Origin of the sequence: Streptomyces sp. NPDC057697 (assembly GCF_042799335.1) — a bacterium.
Lineage (GTDB): Bacteria > Actinomycetota > Actinomycetes > Streptomycetales > Streptomycetaceae > Streptomyces.
Genome location: NZ_JBHVJA010000011.1, coordinates 210,850 through 231,384 on the forward strand (window position 1 = coordinate 210,850; position 20,535 = coordinate 231,384).

General features: G+C 70.1%; 15 protein-coding genes. 6 read left to right on the forward strand and 9 right to left on the reverse strand.

Features of this window, described 5'->3' with window-relative positions:
* Positions 1-217: 217 nt before the first annotated feature.
* The 3 genes from ACFVFH_RS26540 to ACFVFH_RS26550 all read right to left on the reverse strand — a co-directional run bounded on the left by ACFVFH_RS26540 (position 218) and on the right by ACFVFH_RS26550 (position 5,699).
* Positions 218-4,093: an endo-alpha-N-acetylgalactosaminidase family protein gene (locus ACFVFH_RS26540; protein WP_383773018.1), complete on the reverse strand. Its 3,876-nt coding sequence runs from the start codon at positions 4,091-4,093 to the stop codon at positions 218-220.
* Positions 4,094-4,226: 133 nt separating this feature from the next.
* Positions 4,227-5,099: an MBL fold metallo-hydrolase gene (locus tag ACFVFH_RS26545; RefSeq protein ID WP_383773019.1), complete on the reverse strand. Its 873-nt coding sequence runs from the start codon at positions 5,097-5,099 to the stop codon at positions 4,227-4,229.
* Between the two features lie 156 nt (positions 5,100-5,255).
* The gene (locus tag ACFVFH_RS26550) at positions 5,256-5,699 is read right to left on the reverse strand and encodes an ATP-binding protein (protein ID WP_383773021.1); all 444 of its coding nucleotides are present in this window, start codon (positions 5,697-5,699) and stop codon (positions 5,256-5,258) included.
* 111 nt (positions 5,700-5,810) lie between these two features.
* Here ACFVFH_RS26550 and ACFVFH_RS26555 point away from each other — a divergent pair, with 111 nt between their 5' ends.
* The 3 genes from ACFVFH_RS26555 to ACFVFH_RS26565 all read left to right on the forward strand — a co-directional run bounded on the left by ACFVFH_RS26555 (position 5,811) and on the right by ACFVFH_RS26565 (position 8,284).
* On the forward strand, positions 5,811-6,635 hold the full coding sequence (locus ACFVFH_RS26555; RefSeq protein WP_383773023.1) for a helix-turn-helix domain-containing protein: 825 nt from the start codon (positions 5,811-5,813) through the stop codon (positions 6,633-6,635).
* Positions 6,632-6,895 (forward strand): DUF397 domain-containing protein, encoded by a 264-nt coding sequence (locus ACFVFH_RS26560; RefSeq protein ID WP_383773025.1) that lies wholly within the window; start codon positions 6,632-6,634, stop codon positions 6,893-6,895. The genes ACFVFH_RS26555 and ACFVFH_RS26560 overlap by 4 nt, the downstream gene beginning before the upstream one ends.
* 159 nt (positions 6,896-7,054) lie before the next feature.
* On the forward strand, positions 7,055-8,284 hold the full coding sequence (locus ACFVFH_RS26565) for a glycoside hydrolase family 64 protein (protein WP_383773027.1): 1,230 nt from the start codon (positions 7,055-7,057) through the stop codon (positions 8,282-8,284).
* A gap of 100 nt (positions 8,285-8,384) precedes the next feature.
* On the opposite strand, the gene ACFVFH_RS26570 is transcribed toward ACFVFH_RS26565, so the two are convergent.
* Together ACFVFH_RS26570 and ACFVFH_RS26575 are read right to left on the reverse strand one after the other, a co-directional pair.
* Entirely contained in the window at positions 8,385-9,038 is a 654-nt protein-coding gene (locus tag ACFVFH_RS26570) for a hypothetical protein (RefSeq protein WP_383773028.1), read from the reverse strand.
* An 83-nt stretch (positions 9,039-9,121) separates the two neighbouring features.
* Positions 9,122-11,389 (reverse strand): RHS repeat-associated core domain-containing protein, encoded by a 2,268-nt coding sequence (locus ACFVFH_RS26575; RefSeq protein WP_383773030.1) that lies wholly within the window; start codon positions 11,387-11,389, stop codon positions 9,122-9,124.
* Positions 11,390-11,895: 506 nt separating this feature from the next.
* Here ACFVFH_RS26575 and ACFVFH_RS26580 point away from each other — a divergent pair.
* Entirely contained in the window at positions 11,896-12,429 is a 534-nt protein-coding gene (locus ACFVFH_RS26580; RefSeq protein WP_383773032.1) for a GNAT family N-acetyltransferase, read from the forward strand.
* Positions 12,430-12,566: 137 nt separating this feature from the next.
* Here the strand turns inward: ACFVFH_RS26580 and ACFVFH_RS26585 are convergent, their stop codons facing one another.
* A complete protein-coding gene (locus ACFVFH_RS26585; protein ID WP_383773034.1) occupies positions 12,567-13,091 on the reverse strand; it encodes a hypothetical protein in 525 nt (174 codons plus the stop codon).
* A 251-nt stretch (positions 13,092-13,342) separates the two neighbouring features.
* Here ACFVFH_RS26585 and ACFVFH_RS26590 point away from each other — a divergent pair, with 251 nt between their 5' ends.
* A complete protein-coding gene (locus ACFVFH_RS26590) occupies positions 13,343-13,972 on the forward strand; it encodes a YceI family protein (protein WP_383773036.1) in 630 nt (209 codons plus the stop codon).
* A 235-nt stretch (positions 13,973-14,207) separates the two neighbouring features.
* Positions 14,208-14,720, forward strand: coding sequence for a hypothetical protein (locus ACFVFH_RS26595; protein WP_383773038.1), 513 nt, complete (start codon positions 14,208-14,210; stop codon positions 14,718-14,720).
* Here ACFVFH_RS26595 and ACFVFH_RS26600 read toward each other — a convergent pair.
* The 3 genes from ACFVFH_RS26600 to ACFVFH_RS26610 all read right to left on the reverse strand — a co-directional run bounded on the left by ACFVFH_RS26600 (position 14,683) and on the right by ACFVFH_RS26610 (position 20,514).
* Positions 14,683-17,427: a SpoIIE family protein phosphatase gene (locus tag ACFVFH_RS26600; protein WP_383773040.1), complete on the reverse strand. Its 2,745-nt coding sequence runs from the start codon at positions 17,425-17,427 to the stop codon at positions 14,683-14,685. The two genes, ACFVFH_RS26595 and ACFVFH_RS26600, sit on opposite strands and share 38 nt — an antisense overlap.
* 218 nt (positions 17,428-17,645) lie before the next feature.
* Entirely contained in the window at positions 17,646-19,040 is a 1,395-nt protein-coding gene (locus ACFVFH_RS26605; RefSeq protein ID WP_383773042.1) for a hypothetical protein, read from the reverse strand.
* A 55-nt stretch (positions 19,041-19,095) separates the two neighbouring features.
* The gene (locus ACFVFH_RS26610) at positions 19,096-20,514 is read right to left on the reverse strand and encodes a GH1 family beta-glucosidase (protein ID WP_383773044.1); all 1,419 of its coding nucleotides are present in this window, start codon (positions 20,512-20,514) and stop codon (positions 19,096-19,098) included.
* Positions 20,515-20,535 lie beyond the last annotated feature (21 nt).

Below are 20,535 nucleotides of genomic sequence, written 5' to 3' on the forward strand. Positions count from 1 at the left end.
GGGCACCGCACCCAGTCCCTGGACGTACTCCGGTCACCGCGTGTCCACCGGGGGTCACACCGCGGGGCCGCCTCGCGCCGGGGCTTTTGCCCCGCGCACGCGTGAGGCGGCTCATCGTCTCAGGTGCGGGCACCGGCCCCCGAGCTTTTGCCCCGCGCACGCGTGAGGCGGGACGGGTACGCCCGTGGTGCGCGTGCCCGTCCCGCCTCGCCGGGGTTCAGCCGCCGCAGTGGAAGCGCGCGTCGCCCCAGTCCGCGTGGTCGTTGCCGTTGCCGTCGCCGCCGTCGCCGACGACCAGGTCGACATAGGCGGCTCCGGTGATGTCGGCCGTGAGCGACCAGGCGTTGTCGGCCGCCTTCAGCACGGGCGACTTCACCTTCTCGGTGCCGTCCGCCTTGACGGAGAACTGCACGCTGCCGGCGCTCTTCTGTACGTCGTCCACGCCGACCTGGGCGGTGAACGAGGTGCACTTGCCGCCGAGGTAGTAGCGGATTCTCGCGGGTGCGTGGCTGCCCAGGCCCTTGGTGTAGACGGTGCCGCCGATGGTCAGCGGGGTGCCGTCGCCGGTGCCGGTCTCACCGTTGGAGAGGTCCCGCTCCACCGGCCCCCAGCCGTTCTCGGAGGCCGTCCAGTCCAGGTCGCTGGCCCAGCTGTCGGCGGTGGGCGGCGGCGGCAGGGTCCGTACGGAGGTCTGCGCGCCGAGCGTGCGCCGGGCGCCGCCGACGGTGTACGTGGCCTCGGAACTCAGGCTGTACGTCTGGTACTTGGCGTCCACCGGCGGGGTGACCCGCCAGCTGCCGGTGGCCTCGGCGCCCGCCGCGACGGAGTCGAAGGAGACGGCGCCCGCGGGCTCCGCCTGCCAGCCCTCGGGCACGGACAGGCTCAGGGCGACGCCGGTCGCGGCCGTCGCCTCGTAGTTGGTGAACGAGACCTCGACGGTGTTGGCCTTGCCCGGCTCCAGGGTCTCGGCGGCCGGTTCGACGCCGAGGGTGCCGCAGGCGGCCTGCTCGGAGGCGGGGGCCGGTCCGAGGTCGGTCACGGTGAAGGAGTCGAGGACGAAGTCGGCGCCTTCGGGGGCGTCGTCGCGCTTGCGCAGTCCGGTCCAGGTGTCGCCGCAGCCCGCGGTGACGGTCTCGGCGAAGTGGCCGGTGGTGCGCTGCTGTCCGATGGCGGTGGTCCGGGTCTCGACCGAGTCGGGCTTCCCGTCGGCGGTGATCCGGTCGTAGCCGTCGACCCATTCGTAGGCGCCCGCGTGGCTGGACTGGTAGTCGTACGCGACCTCGTAGCGGTGGCCGTCGGTCATCGGCACGGTCCAGGGGGCGGTGCGGTAGACGAGCCCGGCGTTCTCCTCGTGGGACTTGAGGGACTCCTTCCCGCCGATCACGTCGTCGATCAGCTTTCCGTTCCACCCGGCCTGGGTGTACGGGGCGTGCAGCTGGGAGATGACGGTGCGGGGGTCGGTGGAGCCGCCCGCGTCGCCCTTGAGGAAGGGGCCCCAGCCCTGGTCGACGGCCTCGAAGTCCTCGTAGGAGACGGTGTCGGCCCGGGTCTTCGGGGCGTTGGCGACGATGCGTACGTCATCGGCCCGCACGCTCGCCGCGCTGCCCTTGGCCGCCTCGATACGCAGGGTGGTGCGGCCGTTCGCGGGGGCGGTGAAGTTCACCTTGGCGCGCTGGAAGTAGGTGCCGTGCCAGTCGGACGCGGCGACCTGGTCCTTGAGGGTGGAGCGGTCCACGGCGACGGACTTCCCGCCGATCGAGACCGTCGTGTGCCGGGTCTTCCCGGGCTGGACCTCGATGAGCGCGGAGGCGGTGTAGCGCTTGCCGGGGGTGAGTCCGTCGATGCGCTGGGAGAGCGCGGCGGTGCCGCTGCCGGAGAGCTTGGCGCTGTTGCGGCCCTGGCCGTCGGTGTCGCGGGTGACCGTTCCGGTCGTGGACCAGGAGGTGAGTCCCCGGTCGTTGAAGCCCGGGTCGTCGACCGGGGTGCCCTGGCCCCAGCGGGGGTCGGCGGCCTTCGGCGCCTGCTTCGGGTAGAGGACGTACGGCTGCCCGGCCTCGGCGGTCAGCGTGATCTTCCCGTCGACCGGCTTGACCGTGCCGGTCTTCACCCGTCCGTTGTCGGTCAGCGCGTAGACGGTGTACGTGCCGTTCGACGGCACCGCCCAGCTGCTCGTGCCGCCGGACTTGCTGTAGTGGTACAGCTTCTTGCCGCCGTCCCACGGCAGCAGGTAGTCGGTGCCGCTGAGGACCTTGCGGCCGTGGTCGTAGAAGGTCCGCGCGCCGTTCTCGACCGTGCCCCGGACACCGCCGGTGAGGGTGATGTCGTTGCCGTCCCAGCGGGTGATCTTCTGCTGCTGGAGGTACTTGGCGGGCAGGTTGCGCTGCCAGATGTTGTCGTAGAAGGCGTTCCAGTCGGTCTCGCCGGTCCAGCCCTCGAACTCGTCGATGGCGGCCTGGCCGAGGACCGGGTCGTTGTTCCAGACGTCCTTCTCGCCGTTGCGGATGAACCGGATGATCTTCGAGTTGAGGCCCTTGTTGGTGGCGCCGCCGTAGTCGAGGTCATTGGCCCAGTGCGACCAGAGCGAGCCCCGCTCGAACTTGTCGGCCCACTCGGTGGCGACGTTCCAGCCCTGCTTCTGCACGGACCGCAGGGTCTTGTCGGCGATCCAGCCGTGCGTGTAGTAGACGTCGATGTAGAGCAGGCTCAGGTTCCGGTCGGTCTCGTCGCGCAGCTGCTGGAAGCGCTTGGCCAGGTCGCCGCTGTTGATGTCGCGGCGCTGGTCGATGTAGTAGCTCTGGCCGAGCCAGTTCCAGCCGGGCTTGGTCTTGTCGACGAGCTTCTCGTCGAAGTTCTTGGCCTCCGGGTACGCCTCGGTGGCGTTGACGTGGACGCCGAAGGTGGCGCCCCACTTCTTGCCGTCCTTCAGGAGTTCGTTGAGCTCCTTCAGCCCGCCGGCCCGCTTGTTGTAGTCGCCGCCGTAGTCGGGGTGGGCGGAGTCGTGGCCCTCGGAGGCGTACCCCTTGAGCAGGGCCAGCTGCCCGAGCCCGTCGGTGGCCAGCGAGATCCGCTTGACGTCGTCGAGGGTGCGCAGGAAGGGGTGGGTGGCCTGGCTGGCGAAGTTGAACGGGATGTGCGTGACGACCCGGTCCGCGGTGTCCTCGCTGCCGGGCGCCTTCACGCCGATGGAGCGGAACGCGACGGCGCCGTCCTGCCAGTCGACGGTCTTGTCCCCGTTGGCGTCGGGGGTGACGACGACCTTCGCCCAGGGCAGGTCGTCCCCGCTCTCCGGCTTCGGCGCCCCGTCGCCGCGGTAGGTCCACTGGCCGGACCAGACGCCGACCCGGACACCGCCGTCGTCGGCCTTGCGGGCCTGGTGCCAGAACCGGGCGTCGTCGCCTCCGGTGGCACCGGACGGCTTGTCGTACGAGGAGTTGGACTCGACGGCCGCGGCGAGCGCGCCGGTGTTGACGATCGCGTACGAGGCACCGACCGGCGCCGTGTCGGCGGCGGTGTCCGCGGTGACCTTCGCGAAGACGTCGGCGGTCTTCGTCGAGTCGTTGTCCAGCCGGGTGAAGGCGGTGGCCCCGCCGGTGTCCGTGGAGCCCACGGAGACCAGGTCGTGGCCGGGGATGTCGATGGTGCCGACACGGAACGCCCCGGTGTCGCGGACGGCCGTCACCTTGAAGGTGGTGGCGCGCCCGGAGACCGAGAGCGAGGCGTCGATCTCGACGCCGGGCAGGTCGGTGAAGGTCAGCGTGTACCGGGCGGTCGAGGCGCTGACCCTGGGGGCGCCCTTGAGCTTCACCGGGTGCGCGGTGCCGTTGAGGGTCACGACGGTGACCGGCCGGGTGCTGCCGTACAGCCGGGCGCCACTGGCCCGGTCGGTGTACGCCAGGACGCGCGGGAAGTCGTCCGCGACGGCGACCGAGAGCTGCGCCGACCCGATGACGGTGGCGCCCGCGGGCACGGCCGGTCCGACTGCGGCGGGTGAGGGGGCGGAGGCGGCGGTGGCGGGGAGCGCGGTCCCCACCAGCGCCAGGACGGCGGCTGAGGCGGCGGCGACAGCGCCCGCCGAAGTGAATCTTCGCGACATGTGCCCTGAGTAGTCCCCGTGACCGGACACCGTCAACGACCTGCGACGACTCGGAGCCCTCCAGTCCAACAACCGCTCCGCGTAAGTCCAAGTGGACGCCGGGTTTCCGCCGGGCGACGGATCCCGGGTCTCCTCACCACCGCACGGCGGTGAAGTCGATCTGCCGGGGCCGCGCCTGTGCGGTGCGTTCGGCCAGTGCGTGCAGCCGCCGGGACATCTCGTCGGCGTCCCGGCGCCGCCGGTCGCCGTGGCCGGGCAGCACCCACTCGAACCGCAGCTTCCCGTCCGCCCTCGCCAGGGAGGCGGCCAGCTCCCCGATGGAGTACCAGGTCACGCTCTCCGCGACTTCGAGGTCGTCGGTCGTGCGCGACCAGTAGAAGCTGTCCCCGGTGAAGCAGTACCGGTCGTCCGCGAGGTAGAGCACGCTGCCCCGGGTGTGGCCGGGCAGCGGATGGGCGGTGACGCCCTCCCCGATCTCCACCGGGTCGGTCCCCCGGATCACCTGGTCGGCGTCCGGTACGGCGTCGAGGTCGCCCTCGTGGATCCACAGCCGGGCGCCGTAGTGGTCGGCGTAGCGGCGCCCGTGCGCGACATGGTCGCGGTGGGTGAGCAGCACATCGGTGACGGGCCCGGTCGCCGCCACGTACCGCTCGGCCAGTGCGGGGCTCCAGCGCGGGGTGTCGATCATCATGGCCGTGCCGGACGGGCGCCGCAGCAGATAGGAGTTGGCACCGGCGGTCTGCCGGGAGTTGTGCCCGCAGATGAGTACGCCGTCGTCCAGCGCCATCGGGAACGGGTCGAGCGCGGGGTCCGGCTGCCCGGACGCGGAACGGATCGAGCGGGTGGGACAGGCGAAGACCGCCGCGTGTAAGCGCCGGTTCTCCGCGTCGTCGCCCGGCTGTCGCAGGATCCGCGACGCCCGCTCCTCCTCGATGATCAGCTCGGGCGCGAACTGCCGGGCGACATCGCAGTTGGTGCAGCGGTCGTCCACGTACCAGTCGGTCATGGCAGGGTTCCTTCCACTTCGGCTTCTGTTCCCGCTTCCACGGGAACGGCCCGTCGAGTTCACGGGAACGGCCCGTCGAGGGCCACCGCTCCAGGGATAGCCCACGCACGACCGGAACCGGTAGACCGCGCCGATCTTGTATCTCGGCCCCCGGGTCTATCTCCCCGCCAGGCCGCACCCCGCCTCCACCGGCACCGCGAACTCGCACCACACCACCTTGCCGGGGGCCCGCTCCCCCACCCCCCACTTGTCGGCGAGCGCCGCCACCAGCCGCAGCCCACGGCCCCCTTCCTCGTCCCGGCCCGCCCAGGAATCGGCGAGCCGGACCTCCCCGCCCCCGCTGTCGTGGACCTCGACGCGGAGGATGCCGTCGACCGGTTCCAGCTGGAGCCGGAGGCGGAATCCACGGCCGGGCGGCACGCCGTGCAGCAGGGCGTTGGTGACGAGTTCGCTCACGCAGAGCAACACGTCGTCGGCGCGGGCTTCGCACGCCCAGTCGAGGAGCACCGCACGCACGAACTGCCGTACGAGCGGGACGGACCGGCGTTCCCGGCGGTGGAACACCTCGCGGAAGTGGGGGAGTTGAGTTGTCTCGTTCACGCTTCCAAGGTCACACAACGTCACTACGGTTGAGCAGCGCGTCGGGTCGTACAACGGCGATGTACGACTTCTGACGGATCATCCGGGGTTCATGACGGGGAGAGGCAGTCCATGCAACCGGCAAAGAAGAAGAGCAAGCGAGTCACGTCCTGGCATCTGATCGGCGCCCAGCTGGCGATGTTCCGCAAGGCGTCCCGACTCACGCAAGCGGCCCTGGCGGAGCGGTGCTCGGTGGGCGACGACACGATCGCGTCGATCGAGCAGGGGCGGAGGGCGTTGCAGTGGGACTTCGCGGTCGTTCTGGACGAGCTGCTGGACACCAAGGGTGCGTTGCAGGTCGCGGTGGCGAAGGTGCCCCAGAAGGAGCGGTTCTCGGCGTTCGTACAGAACTTCGTGGGATACGAGCAGGAGGCGGTGACCCTGCTCTCGTACCAGAACCAGGTGGTGCCGGGGCTGCTCCAGACCGAGGAGTACGCCCGCTTCCTCTTCTCCTGCCAGTACCCACCTCTCGAAGAGGACCAACTGGAGGAGCGACTGACCGCCCGACTCGACCGCCAGCAGCTCCTGGAGCGGAGGCCCCGCCCGATACTGCACTTCATCCTGGAGGAGAGCATCCTGGGTAGCGAGATCGGCGACCCCGCCATGATGCGGGCGCAGATCGCCCACTTGCGCCGCTGTATGGAGCTTCCTTTCCTGGGCCTCCAGATCATGCCGCGAAAGCTGCCGAAGCATGCTGGCCTTGAGGGGCCGATGGTGCTGCTGGAGACCCCCGACCACGACCATCTCGCCTATGTCGAGGGGCAGCTGACCAGCTACTTGCACGACGACCCGGATGACGTCAGTGTGCTCCAGCAGATTTATGGGATGCTGCGTTCGCAGGCGCTTTCCGTCGAGAAGAGCGCGCGCCTACTGGACGAACTGCTTGGAGAGAGATGACCCGCGCAGCACACCCGGCCGCCAGCACCGCCACCCTCGCCTGGTTCAAGTCCAGTTACAGCGGACCCCAGGGCGGTGACTGCCTCGAAGTCGCCTACGACTGGCGCAAGTCGAGCTACAGCAGCGGTCAGGGCGGTGACTGCGTAGAGGTGGCCGCCCACCCCGCCGCCGTGCACATCCGCGACTCCAAGGTGACGGACGGCCCCGTTCTCACGGTTCCGCCCGCCGCCTGGACCGCGTTCCTGGACGCCACGGTCTGACGACACTGTGGCCCGGCACGCCGGGCCACAACCCCCATCGCATGACGACGAGTTGTGAAGACTTCCCGTTTCTGAGAGCGCTCTCAGTCATAAGTATTGACGGCTGAGGCGACCCTCAGGAGAGTGGTTGATCCCCCCACACACCTCGGGAGTCCTCTCGTGATTTCGCGCAGGCTGTTTCTGACGGGCGGCGCCGCCGCCACCGCGACCGCCCTCACCTACCCGGTCTGGGGCAGCGCCCTGAGCCCGAGCGCTTCCGCCGCTCCGGCGACCTGTGAACTCGCCCTGGAGAACCGTTCGCTGCCGGGCCGGGTCAACGCCTATGTCACCGGCCATGAGCAGGGCACCGACCGCTGGGTCCTGCTGCGGGCCGACGGCAGCGTCTACCACCCCGACTCCCCCGCCGCCCCGCAGACCCCGCTGCCGGTCGACTGCGCCATCCCCCTGAACGCGGCGGGCAGTGCTCCGGTGGTCCTCACGCTGCCGCAGATGTACGGCGCCCGCGTGTACTTCGTACGCGACGACACGCTCACGTTCTACCTCAACCCCGGGCCCGCCCTGGTCGAGCCGGCGTTCGCGACGTCCACCGACGCCAACTACGGCCGCACTTGGTCGTTCTGCGAGTTCACCTTCAACCCTCAGCAGTTGTACGCGAACATCAGCTACGTCGACCTGGTCACCGCACTGCCGATCGGCCTGACCCTGACCGGCGACGCGACGCACACGGTGGCGCCGCTCCCGGACGGCGCGGTGCAGCGGATCGCGGACGGCCTCACGGCCCAGGCCGCCGCCGACGGCCAGCCGTGGGACCAGCTGGTGATCCGTGGGTCGGACGGCAACGTCCTGCGGGTGATCTCGCCGCAGAACCTGATGGCACCGTTCTTCGACCGCCCGGACGAGATGCCGTTCCGGGACGTGTTCACGTCGTACATCGACCGGGTCTGGGAGAAGTACCGCTCCACCGACCTTCGCATCGACCTCCAGGGCGGCCGGGGCGTCCGCACCGGCCGGGTCAGTGGCGACCTCCTGACCTTCGAGGGCGGCCACACCTTCACCAAGCCCGTCTCCAAGGACGTCTTCACCTGCAACCACGGCCCGTTCGCCAACAACCCGGGCGACCCGGACGACAAGAAGGCCCTCCTGGCCCGCCTGGCCTCCGGCTTCAACCGCTCCCTGATGCTCACCCACCCGGACCAGCCGAACGGCACCTCGACCGCCGACTACTACCAGGACCCGGCCACCAACCACTGGTCCCGAGTCGTCCACGCCAACACCCCGATCGGCTACGCCTTCCCTTACGACGACGTCCGCCCCGACGGCGAACCCGACGTCTCGGGCGCCGCCAACGACGGCAACCCCCGCCGCTTCACGGTGACGGTGGGGGCCTGAGCCGGCGACTCAGGGCCCACACCGAGGCACACCGATGCGGGCCCTGAGTTCTACAAGCCATCCACAAAGTTCGATGAATTAACGCCCCGGCATCCGGTCATTATCGGAGAGACATAACCGAAAGCACCACCAGCAGCGTCATCCCGAACCAGCAGACCGAACGAACGAAAACACCCCATCCAGATATCACAGAATTGCACGCCCTGGAACCACTGGGCTGCCGAAGCGAATGCGGCTCCGTCCAGAAGTAGGCCAACACACCAGACCCTACGCAAGCGGCGGCCAACCAGTATCCGGCACTGGGCGTACGCTCCATCTTCCGCATGACCATTGCACCCAAGCCTGCCGCAAAGACGGCCAGAACCGCCCACTTGAGCCAGGCGACCTCTATGAAGCGCCAGTAAAGCAGCGGAATCAACGTCGAGAGACCCCCCAGGCCGGCCAGCGGGTCCTTGTCGTCAAACACCAGTTCCGCCCCGTCGCCCTCAAGCCGCTCCCGAAGAACCCGGCCGAAGGCCTCTCCGCTGTCCCGGCCTTCCGGCAGGGACTCGAAGCGGTACGTGTACTCCTTGCTCCCCACGAAACCGTCCCCCCATCGGGCTCGCGCCTCCACCGGGGACACATACATGACGTGGACCGAGGACATCCGGCCTCCCCGAGCATCACGGAGAAAATCCGCCATCCCGGACTTCTCAGGAAAAACAGCGGCCGCCGCACTCACGGCCCCCATGAGGATCACCAGGATCCCAACCACGCGAACCATCCAGTTCACGAGAGGATGCCCAAGAATGTGCAACCCTCTCCGAATTCCTGTCAGCCCCTCATCACCATCCCCATTCACTGACTTACCGTCACAGTCCAGTAATAAGTCTGATGCAGGGTACCCATGCTCTTACCTTGACCTATCTCAGGAAGAAAATGAGTCAGCGAACCGACACCGGTCTCATTGTATGCAGCAAAGGCAACAGTGAAGGATTTATCACGCTTATTTACGTTGATCACCTGATGCATTTGATCGTAAGAACCCATGAATGCCTCCGGTATTCCAGAGCCCTTCTTCCCATCGGTGTACATTCCCCGGAGGTCCTTGAATATGTTCGACTTGGGGTCACTATAGGAAGATCTACCTCCGAGCGACGAAGGGTCAATTTCGTAGCCAGCGTCAGAGATCTTCTTCTGCAGCCTTTCAAGAATGTCCAAGCTGTGCCGATTTCCAGCCAGCTGTTGCGTAATCAAACTTCCTGCACCAAATGTTCGAACTCCTCCCTTTCCGTTCACCCAATCGTTCAGTAGGTCATTCCAGGTATCCATCGAGCCTATCCCTGCCGCATCCGCACAACCTGCGGCAACACCTGAGGAAGCCATCGATCCTTCTGTGCACGACCTCACATCTCCGGCGATGATCTCCACATACTTTCCCACCTCCCTCGCCAGGCTTCCGTACAGTCCTCCCTTCCACTTCGCTGCGAGCGCCTGGAGAGCCTTCTGGCAAGGACTGTCGCACCCGCTTCCGGAAACTGCGGAACCAACACCGCCGCCACTCTTTCCACCGCCTCCGCTGCTGTGAGTGCCTTTGCTAGGGGGAGTACCTCCCGACCTCCCCGGTGTAGGACTCGGCGGCCCAGCCGGCCCACCGTCGCGCCGAGGCTCGCTGTGACCCGTGCCGTCGTCGATCCACGTTCCGGTGGGGTCGGCGGAGGTCACAGGCGTGTTGTTGCCGTACGCGTACCCGTTCAGGGACTGGTGCTGGGCGGGGTCCAGTACCGGGTCGACGCTGATGAACTGGCCGATGGTCGGGTCGTATTCGCGGGCGCCGATGTGGGTGAGGCCGGTAGTCGTGTCGGCGGGCTTGCCCAGGAAGGCCTTGTCGTCGGGCCAGGTCGTGGACTTCGCACCGCGCGAGGCCCCGAAGGGGGTGGTGTAGCGCTTGGTGACGTCCTGGGTCGTGGCGTCCATGGCGATGCTGCTGGTGCCGTGGTGGTCCCCGGCCAGGAAGCTGAGCTTGCTGCCCGCGGTGCCGGACGTCGTGGTGCGGACCGCAAGGGTCTGGCCCGCCGCGCTGTAGTAGCGGGTGCCGGTGACCTTCTTGGTCGTGCCCTTGGTGGTGAGGCGTACTTCGGTGGCGCCGAGGTAGAGGACGGTGTCGCCGTCTCCGGTCGCGCGGCGGATGAGGAGTTCGCCGTCGGCGTCGTAGAGGTAGGTGGTGCCCAGAGCGGGCTTGGTGCCTGCTGCCGGTTCGGTGGTGGAGGCGAGTTCGCCCTCGGTGTTCCAGGCGAGCGTCTGGGTGGCCTGGGCGCCGGGGCGGCCCGTGGTGTTGCCCGCCTTGTCGTACGCGTACGTGGCGGCCTTGGCACCCGTGGTCTTGACGAGCGGGTGGGGCTGGCCGGTCGGCGTCTTGTATCCGTACGTGGTGGTGGCGTCGCCCGTGGCCGCGTGGTTGGTCTCGGTGTCGCGCTGGCCGGCGGTGTTGTAGGTGTAGCTGGTCCAGTACGGGGCGGCGCCGTCGAGGTTGGCGGTGGTGCGGCCACCGGTGGCACAGTCGGCGGTCTTGGGGGTCCAGGCCTCGGTCAGGCGCCGGTTGGCGTCGTAGCTGAAGCACTGGTTGTCGGCCTTGGTGGTGCCGCCGAGGGTGGTGGGGTCGAAGATGGACTGGACGTTGCCCGCGTCGTCCTGGGTGAAGTTGAGGTCCTGCAGCATGTACGGGTGCGTCTGGTCCGTGACGTGGCTGCGGGTGAGCCGGCCGGTGCCCGCCTCGTACGTGTTGTTGACGTAGGCGTTCTTGGCACCCGCGCCCAGGGTGAGCTGTTCTGCCTGGCCGAGGGCGGAGTAGGAGACGCCGAGGAGGTAGGTGCTCTTTCCCGAGAGTTCTACGGGCAGGCCGGCAGAGTTGTACTTGAATCCGACGATCTCGCTGGGAAGCCCACCGGCCCCCGGCTCCTTGGTGTTGCTGAGGCTGCCGTCGAGGAAGTAGTCCGCGCCGAAGGTGAGCGTGGACTGCACCGCCCCGGAGGTGACCAGCGGGTCGTCACTGGGCAGCAGGATGCCGGTGTGAACTGGATCACGTCTTGGGCGAGTTGCGGCAGCGAAGGCGGCGGATCCCTTCACGAGATCCCCGTCGCCCGGGGCGGGCGAAAACAGACCACACGGTCCTCAAATCCATGGAAACACTCGCCCCGGCAGACCGGCTCTCCTCTCCTGCGCACCCTCACTCCACCGAGGCCACCCGCGCCCCCGAACCGCATCACGTTCCGCAATGCGAACCTTGCTCAGCGCACTTGAAGACTCACTCGGGGTGCGCACGGGCGCGGCGCGGAGCGCAACCACCGAGGTTGAAGCGCTCCACCGCCGACCGTTGATGCACTGCACCGAGGCGCACTCGGCAACTCTGCGTCACGGACAACGAGCCGCGACCGCCCCGCGATCGTCTCGCTCGTCCGTCGGAGCAGCGCCCCGCCCCGAGCACGTCCCCCTCTGTCGCGGGCTGTGAACTCGTCCGGGAAGCACGCTCGTTGCCCCGCAAGGCCCACATCGTGCGCCCCCTTCACGGCGAGCGCCGGGGCCCGAGCCCCCACGTCCCGAAGGGCCCCCATGCGCGCGCCCTACCATCGGGCATGGTTCTCATACGCGAGATGACACCGGACGATGTCGACGCCGTGGCCGAAGTGCGCGTGCGCGGCTGGCAGACGGCCTACGCGGGGCTCGTGCCGCGGTCCCATCTGGACTCGATGTCGGTGGCGGAGGACGCCCGGCAGCGCCGTGCGTTGCTGGAGCGCGGGGGCGGCACCATGGCCAACTGGGTCGCCGAACGCGGGGGCGAGGTCGTGGGGTGGGCCTGCTTCGGTCCCCACCGGGAGTCCGAGGGGCCGCCGCGCGGTGGTGAGTTGTACGCCATGTACGTGCTGCCCGAGCAGCGTTCCACGGGGGTCGGGCGGGCGTTGATGGAGGCGGTGGTCGCGGAGACGCGCCGCCGTGGGCTGCCCTGGGTGAGGCTCTGGGTCCTCAAGGAGAACGCTTCCGGGCGGCGGTTCTACGAGCGGGCGGGCTTCCGCCCCGACGGCCACGAGGAGAGCTCCGCCATCGACGGAACCCCCGTGCCGGAGGTGCGCTACGAGCTGTCCCTGACCAGGGCGACGCCGCAGCCGTAGCCGCAGCCGTAGCCGTAGCCGTAGCCGGAACCAGCGGGGCGCGGCGCCCTGGGGGCGCCAGCAGGATCACGCGCCCGTGCGGGCACCCCGGATCACGAAGGGGCACCCGCACGGACCAGGGTTCGCCGTACGGAAGCTCAGCAGCCGCCGCAGTTGTAGTACGTGACGTCCCAGTGGTTGCCCTCGTCCGCGTAGATGTTGCCGGAACCCGCCTTGTACTGGGGGGCGCCGTCGCCGCGCAGGCCGATGTAGGTGAAGACGTTGTGGACGTAGTTGGTGAGGCAGGTCGACTTGGCGAAGTCGAGCTTGTAGCCGTTCCAGTGGGAGTACGTGCCGCTGGCGTGCCCGGTCTCGGTGCCGCCGGTGATGTTCAGCGCGCAGCCCGTGGCGCTCTTGAGGGTCTGGGCGCCCTGGGCGGTGGCCAGGTTGAGCTGGTCGAACGAGGTGCAGGTGGCGACGTTGCGGTTGGAGCAGCCGCCGGAGGACGACCAGGTGACCCCGGAGGAGCTGAACCGGGCGGTGGCCTCGGCGTGGGTGAGCTTGCTGACGGCGTGGGCCTGGGTGGCGCCGCCGCCGAGGACACCGATGCCCGGGGCGAAGAGAACACCCAGGACGAGGGCGAACGCGGTCAGGACGGGACGCAGTCTCATAGAGGACGGCATGGGGGGATTCCTCCTGCTCATGACAAGTAAGGGCATGGAGATACTGCCCGAGTTCTACGCGCGTCCGCCAGAGGGTGGCGAGAACGGTGGGCGGCAATTGGGCCGGCGTTCGACCTTCGGTCGACCCGCGTTCCCCTCTTGGCCGACGCAAGATGTTGAACCTTGAACTAGATCGCGCTACAGTCAATCTCGTTGAAGGTTAAACAAAAGCTTCGACCACCACCGCTCGATCACGTCCCCGAGGAGGAGCCATGGCTCTGTTCAACCGCAGGAACAACAACGCCCCGTCCGCCACCGCCACCGCCGTCGCCCCCGCCGTGGACCCGGCCCTCGCCGCCCTGACCGGCGACTACGCGATCGACCCGGCCCACAGCAGCATCGGCTTCACCGTGCGGCACGCCATGGTCACCAATGTGCGCGGCACCTTCGGCGAGCACGAGGGCAGCCTGAAGCTGGACGGCTCCGACCCGGCGAACTCCACCGCGTCGATCGACGTCAGGATCGGCAGCGTCGACACCGGCATCGCCGACCGTGACAACCACCTGGTCAGCGGCGACTTCTTCGACGCCGAGAAGTTCCCGCTCATGACGTTCCGCTCCACCCGCGCCGAGCAGCTCGGCGGCGACACGTACCGCGTCACGGGCGACCTCACCATCAAGGACGTCACGCGGCCGCTCTCCATCGACCTGGAGTTCAACGGCTCCGCCACCGACGTCTACGGCAACGAGCGGGTCGGCTTCGAGGGCAGCGCGGACATCCTCCGCTCCGACTGGGGCCTGACCTGGAACGCGGCGCTGGAGACCGGCGGTGTGATGGTCAGCGACAAGGTCAAGCTCAACTTCGACATCTCCGCCATCAAGTCCGCCGTGACGCAGGGCTGACACCCCGCCCGCACCCGCACCCGGACCCGGCCGCCCCCTCGCCCCTCCGCGTCCCCTCGTACCCACGGAACCGAGCGCGCCCGCCCTCCTCTCCCCCGCCGGGGGCGGGAGGCGGGCGCTCGGCGCCGGGCCGACGGTCAGCGGTTCTGAAGGCCCGGCAGCCCAAGCGGTTCCAGCGGCCCAAGCAGTTCCGGCAGCTGGGGCAGCCCCGGCGCGCCGTGCCAGAATTCCGCGTATGGATGTTTCGGCCGCCCCGGCCATGACCGAGGTGGTACAGCGGCGGTGGCGCGACCGGGAGGCGCCCGACGGGGACTTCATCGTGTTCGCCGACGGCTCCCTCCTCGTGATGAACCTGCTGTGCTTGCAGTCGTCCGACCCGCTCGACGGTGCGGGGTCCTCGACGTGGCACTGGACCGAGTGCCTGCGCGCCACCGAGTGGAGCACCGACAACTGGGTGGAGGTCGATTCCGCGCTCGCCACGCACGCCCGTGCGGGAGGCCGTGCCTGGGCGGGCGAGTCGGCCGATCACGGGTCCATCGGCTGGGTCGCGCTGACCCGGGACGACGACGGGAGCACCCTGGAGTGGCTCGCCGTCTCCAACTGGTCCAATCCGTTCCGCGAAGTCACCCTGGACGACACGGTGGTGACCGCGGTCAGTACCGCCGGGCTGATCTGGTCCTTCCCCCGGGACGCGCCCCAGCGCGTCCGGATCACCGAGGATCCGGCCCATCCGAGGAGTCACCGCTGAGCGCGTCGCCGCCCGGCTCACCGCTGCCCGGCACGTCGCCGCCCAGTACGTCGCCGCCCAGTACGTCGCCACCCAGGACGTCGCCGCCGAGTGCGCCCTCCTCCGGTTCGCCTACCGTCTGCTCCGACCAGATGACCTTGCCCGTCTCCGTGTAGCGGGTGCCCCAGCGTTCGGCGAACTGGGCGACGAGGAACAGTCCCCGGCCGCCCTCGTCGGTCGTCGCCGCGTAGCGCAGATGCGGTGAGGTGCTGCTGCTGTCGGACACCTCGCAGATCAGGTTGCGGTCGTACAGCAGGCGGACCTCGATGGGGGCCGTGCCGTAGCGCACCGCGTTGGTGACCAGCTCGCTCAGGATCAGCTCGGTGGCGAACGCCTCCTCCTCCAGGCCCCGATCGGTGAGCCACTCGGAGACGTTCTTGCGGACCCCGGCGACGGCCGCCGGATCGGTGGCCACCGGCCACTGCGCGACCTGGTCGGGATCGAGGGTGCGGGTGCGGGCCACGAGCAGGGCGACATCGTCCATCGGCTGGTCCAGCAGCATCGCGTCGAGCACGTCGTCGCAGGTCTCCTCCGGCGTCCGGTCGCGGCCCGCCAGGGCGTCCCGCAGCAGGTCGAGGCCGGTGTCGATGTCCCGGTCCCGCCGCTCGACCAGTCCGTCGGTGTAGAGGACCAGCCGGCTCCCCTCGGGTACGTGGAACTCGGCCGCCTCGAAGGGCATGCCGCCGATGCCGAGGGGAAGCCCGGTGGGGACCTCGGGGAATTCGACGGTGCCGTCGGGCAGGACCAGCACGGGTCCGGGGTGGCCGGCCCGCGCCACCGCGCAGTTGCCGGAGACCGCGTCGTAGATCGCGTACAGGCAGGTGGCACCGGCGATCTCGACGTCGCCGTCCTCCGCCTCGTCCCGGTCGATCCGGGCGACCAGTTCGTCGAGGTGTCCGAGGAGTTCGTCGGGCGCGGGGTCCAGCGAGGAGAAGTTGTGGACGCTGGTGCGCAGCCGTCCCATGGTGGCCGCGGCGTGCAGACCGTGCCCGACCACGTCGCCGACGACCAGCGCCACCCGGGCGCCGGACAGCGGGATCACGTCGAACCAGTCGCCCCCGACCCCCTCGTGCGCCGGGAGGTAGCGGTGGGCGACGTCGAGGGCGTTCTGCTCGGGCAGGACGCGCGGCAGCAGACTGCGTTGCAGCGTCACGGCCATGGCGTGCTCCCGGGTGTAGCGGCGGGCGTTGTCCACCCCGACCGCCGCCCGCGCCACCAGTTCCTCCGCGAAGGACAGATCGTCGTCGTCGAACGGTTCCGAATCGCCCGAGCGCCAGAAGTTGGCCATGCCCAGGACGACGCCGCGGGCGTGCAGCGGCACCGAGACGATCGAGTGGAACCCCTGCTCCTTGATCCGCGCGGCCACGCCGTGATCCCAGTTCCGCCAGCCCAGCCTGACGAAATCGGCCGTCAGGTCGGCGTCGTCGCTGTGCACCCGCATGGCGCGGGTCCGGCCGGGGACGAAGCCCACCACCCGGCCGACCGGGTAGAGCGGATGGTCGGGGCGGGCCGCCGCGATGGCGGTGCGGCGCATCTCCAGCGTGCCGGCGTCCGAGGTGATCGGTTCGTCGCCGCGCAGTACGGGGTCGGCGAGGTCCACCGTCGCGGCGTCGGCGAAGCCGGGGATCGCCACGTCCGCCAGCTCCTGGGCGGTCCGGGTCACATCGAGCGTGGTGCCGATCCGGGCACCCGCCTCGTACAGGAGCAGCAGGCGTTCGGTCGCGAATTCCGCCTGCCCGGTGACCGCGCGCAGTTCCGTGGTGTCCCGCAGGGTCACCACCGTGCCGGGCGGGCCGCCGTGCGTGTCGGTCGGGCGGAGGTTGACCGCCAGCAGCCGGTTGCCCGCCCGCAGCACCTCGTCCGTGACGGTCCGGCCGGAGACCAGCAGCTCAGCGGTGTCCGGGTCCAGCCCCAGCTCGGTGACCGGCCTGCCCTCGGCGTCCGGGGGCAGGTCCAGGAGCCGGCGGGCCTCGTCGTTGGCCAGGGTCAGCCGCCGGTCGGCCTCCACGATGAGGACGCCCTCGCGGACCGCGTGCAGCACCGCGTCGTGGTGTTCGTACATCCGGGTCATCTCGGCGGTGCCGAGGCCGTGGGTCTGGCGGCTCAGCCGTCTGCTCAGGAGGGTGGCACCGGCCGTGGTGACCGCGAGGGCGACCAGCGCGGCGCCCGCGGCGAGCGGGATGGAGCGGTCCGCCACCGCGTTCACCGACTCGACGGTGATCCCCACCGAGACCAGTCCGGCGATCGAGCCGTTCGCCCGGGGCACGGGCACGACCGAGTTGACCGAGGACCCGTGCTCCCCGGTGAACGTCCAGGTGTACTCGTGTCCGGCCAGTGCCTGCTTGTACGGGCCGGTGAGGTGCCCGCCGATCATCGAGGGGTCGGGGTGGGTGTAGCGGACGCCTTCCCGGCCCGCCACGACGACGTATTCGACCTGGGCCCGTTTGCGGACCTCCTCGGCGCGCGGCTGGAGGATCGCGGTGGGGTTGCGGCTGTCCAGCGCGGCGGCGGTGCCGGGCGCGTAGGCGAAGGTCTCGGCGACGCTCAGGGTGTGGGCGCGGGCCTCGGCCATGCTGTCCCGGCGGCCCTGCACCACCAGCGCGACCGCCCCCGCCGTGACGAGCAGCAGCACGAGACCGAGGACGAAGACGAAGACCTGGCCCGCCACCGTGCGCACGCTGAACAGGGCGCGCAGTGAGCGGTTCGGGGACCGGCCGGTCGTGCGCCGGTCGGACGGCGCGGGGGCCGCCTGCCCCGGGCGTCCTCCATCGTGCCGATGTGATCGCCGGACGGAGCGTCGCAGCCGCGCCCGGAATCGGCCGATACCAGACATAACTTCAGGTCTAGCATGAATCGCACCTGCCCGAGAGGTCGCTGGTCAGTGGCTCAGAAGCCGCCCCCGTCGAAGCCGCCGCCCCCGAGGTCGCCGCCGCCCCCGAAGCCGCCGTCGTCGAAGCCCGAGGGGTCGAAGTCGGACCCGGAGAAGTCGCCGCCGCTCCAGTCCCCGCCGGAGCCGAAGTCGCCGCCGCCGTACTCCGCCGCGTAGGCGGGGCTCGACAGCATGGAGCCGAGCATCGTGCCGACGAGCAGGCCGGGGAGCAGGCCGCCGCCGAAGTAGCCGCCCGCCCACGGACCGTAGGCCGGGCCCGCCTCCCAGTAGGGGCGCCGCCCGTCACCGGTGTCGACGGTGCGGCTCAGCGGCTCGTCGCCCGTACGGATCCGGAGCTCGTCCGAGGCGCAGACCGGGACCTCGCGGACCGTGCCGCCGGAGGGCGACCACCGGATGTCGGCGACCGAGGGGCCGTGGCGCGGGTCGAAGAAGCACGGCGGGCGCCGCTGCGGCAGCGGCCCGCCGGAGCGGCGGGCCTCCAGGACCGCCAGGGAGAAGCGGCCGTCCTCCAGGGCCTGGGTGACCCCGCGTACGTCGGACGGGTGCCGGGCCCGGTCCATCCGGTTCTTCGCGCTCTCGTAGGAGTCGAGCGCCCGCTCGTAGTCCGCGCGCATGGCGTCGTCGGCACCCGGTTCGGCCGGGTGGAAGTCGAGCCGTTCCAGGGTCTCGCCGTACGCGGTGACGTCCTCGTCCACGACGACCCGGAGTCTGTCGAGCGCGGCCCGCTCCTCGGCCTCCTTGCGCCTGCGGTTGCGGCGGACGAGCGCGTAGGCCGTGCCGGCGCCCAGGACCAGGATCGCGCCCGCCGTGATGAGCCCCGCGGCGGAGGACGGGCCGCCGCGGGACGCGCCGCCCCAGGAGGCGGGGGCGCTGCCCCGGGCCTGCTCGACGGCGCGGTCGACGAAGGCGTTCAGCTGGGTGGCGGCGTCGGTGTCCGCGCCGGGCGTCTTCACCGCGGCGGTGAGGTTGTGGACCGCCCGGGTGGACATCACCTGGGGATCGGCGCCCGCGTCGAACCCGTCGCCGAGGCGGACCGCGTAGACGCCGGTGATGCCGGTGGCGGTGCGCAGGGTGTTCAGCAGGGTCTTCGCGGGGAACGCGGAGCTCTGCGGCAGCACCGCCACGAACACCGGCTTGTCGGCGTCCCTGATCTTCTTCGCCAGGGCGGCGGCCTGGCGCGGCGGGAGCTGCCCGGAGGCCGCCGGGTCGACGTACACCGGGCCCTTGCGCAGCGCCCGTGCGACGTCGTCGACGGTGGACGCGGCGACGGCGGAGGCGGACGCGCCGGTCGCGGCGGCCGTCCTCGGTGCGTCCGTGGCCGTACCGAGGAGGGCCGCCGCCAGCATCAGCAGCAGGCCGGTCAGCATCGCCGGGAACAACCTGTTCCGCATAGTTCGAAGCTAACCCGGATGGGGGGCGCGTGCGACAGCCGTCGCGCGCCCCGGTTCACCGGCCCCGGGTGAGCCGAATGGTGTCGCGGTACCACTTGGCGCTGTCCTTGAGCGTCCGCTCCTGCGTGTCGTAGTCGACGCGGACGATGCCGAATCGCTTGTCGTAGCCGTAGGACCACTCGAAGTTGTCCATCAGCGACCAGGCGAAGTAGCCCCGGACGTCGGCTCCCTCGGCACGGGCCGCGGCGACGGCGGCGATGTGGTCGGCGAGATAGGTGGTCCGGTCGGCGTCGTGGATCTCTCCGTCCTCGGAGACGGTGTCCTCGAACGCGGCGCCGTTCTCGGTGATCACCGTCGGCAGGCCGTAATCCTTCTCCAGGCCCACCAGCAGGTCGGTGAGGGCGGTGGGGGTGATCTCCCAGTCCATCGCGGTGCGCGGCAGATCGCGTTCCACCCCACGGGTGACGGGCAGCCCCTCGGCGTCCACCGGGGAGCCCTCCTCGGTCACGCCGGAGAAGAGGGCGCCGCGGTAGAAGTTGACGCCGAGGACGTCGATCGGGGTGGCGATGGTGTCCAGGTCGCCGTCCCGGACCGGGAGCCGGGCGCCGTGCAGCGCGAGGTCGGCGACGACGTCCTGCGGATAGGCGCCCTTGACCAGCGGGTCCAGATAGAGACGGCGTCCCATGCCGTCCGCGCGGCGGCATGCCTCGGCGTCCTCGGGGCTGTCGGTCTCGGGGGTGGCGGTGCCGAGGTTGAGGGTGATGCCGAGTTCGAGTGCGTGGCCGCGGGCGGCGGCCGCCTCGCGGAGCTGCCGCGCGGCGAGGCCGTGGCCCAGGAGCAGATGGTGTACGGCCCGGATCGCGTCGCCGAAGTCCTGCCGGCCGGGCGCCTGGTTGCCGTACGCGTAGCCGAGCATGGCCGAGCACCAGGGCTCGTTCAGCGTCGTCCAGTGCTTCACCCGGTCGCCCAGCGCGTCGTGGGCGAGCGCGGCGTACTCGGCGAAGCGGTACGCGGTGTCACGGGCCGGCCAGCCGCCGGCGTCCTCCAGCTCCTGCGGGAGGTCCCAGTGGTAGAGGGTGACCCAGGGCGTGATGCCCTTGTCCTCCAGCTCGTCGACCAGCCGCTTGTAGAAGTCCAGCCCCTTCGCGTTGGCCGGGCCGCGCCCGCCCGGCTGGACGCGCGGCCAGGACAGCGAGAAGCGGTACGTGTCGACGCCCAGGTCCGCGATGAGGCGGACGTCCTCGGGCATCCGGTGGTAGTGGTCGCAGGCCACGTCGCCGTTCTCGCCGCGGACGACCATGCCGGGCACCCGGCAGTACGTGTCCCAGATGGACGGGGTCCGGCCGTCCTCGGCGGCGGCGCCCTCGATCTGGTAGGCGGCGGTGGCGACGCCCCAGCGGAAGTCCGCGGGCAGGCCGGGGACGGCCGCGGCGGTGATCTCGCGCGCGTAGGCCGTGGGGGTGACGATGTTCATGGGTCTCCTGTGGTGTGCGTG

What these genes read in the sequence shown, in the direction of transcription:
- ACFVFH_RS26595 (WP_383773038.1), top strand. Translation starts at nt 14,208, where the DNA reads ATGGATGTTTCGGCCGCCCCGGCCATGACCGAGGTGGTACAGCGGCGG.
- ACFVFH_RS26590 (WP_383773036.1), top strand. Translation starts at nt 13,343, where the DNA reads ATGGCTCTGTTCAACCGCAGGAACAACAACGCCCCGTCCGCCACCGCC.
- ACFVFH_RS26580 (WP_383773032.1), top strand. Translation starts at nt 11,896, where the DNA reads ATGGTTCTCATACGCGAGATGACACCGGACGATGTCGACGCCGTGGCC.
- ACFVFH_RS26560 (WP_383773025.1), top strand. Translation starts at nt 6,632, where the DNA reads ATGACCCGCGCAGCACACCCGGCCGCCAGCACCGCCACCCTCGCCTGG.
- ACFVFH_RS26545 (WP_383773019.1), bottom strand. Translation starts at nt 5,099, where the DNA reads ATGACCGACTGGTACGTGGACGACCGCTGCACCAACTGCGATGTCGCC.
- ACFVFH_RS26540 (WP_383773018.1), bottom strand. Translation starts at nt 4,093, where the DNA reads ATGTCGCGAAGATTCACTTCGGCGGGCGCTGTCGCCGCCGCCTCAGCC.
- ACFVFH_RS26555 (WP_383773023.1), top strand. Translation starts at nt 5,811, where the DNA reads ATGCAACCGGCAAAGAAGAAGAGCAAGCGAGTCACGTCCTGGCATCTG.
- ACFVFH_RS26605 (WP_383773042.1), bottom strand. Translation starts at nt 19,040, where the DNA reads ATGCGGAACAGGTTGTTCCCGGCGATGCTGACCGGCCTGCTGCTGATG.
- ACFVFH_RS26610 (WP_383773044.1), bottom strand. Translation starts at nt 20,514, where the DNA reads ATGAACATCGTCACCCCCACGGCCTACGCGCGCGAGATCACCGCCGCG.
- ACFVFH_RS26585 (WP_383773034.1), bottom strand. Translation starts at nt 13,091, where the DNA reads ATGCCGTCCTCTATGAGACTGCGTCCCGTCCTGACCGCGTTCGCCCTC.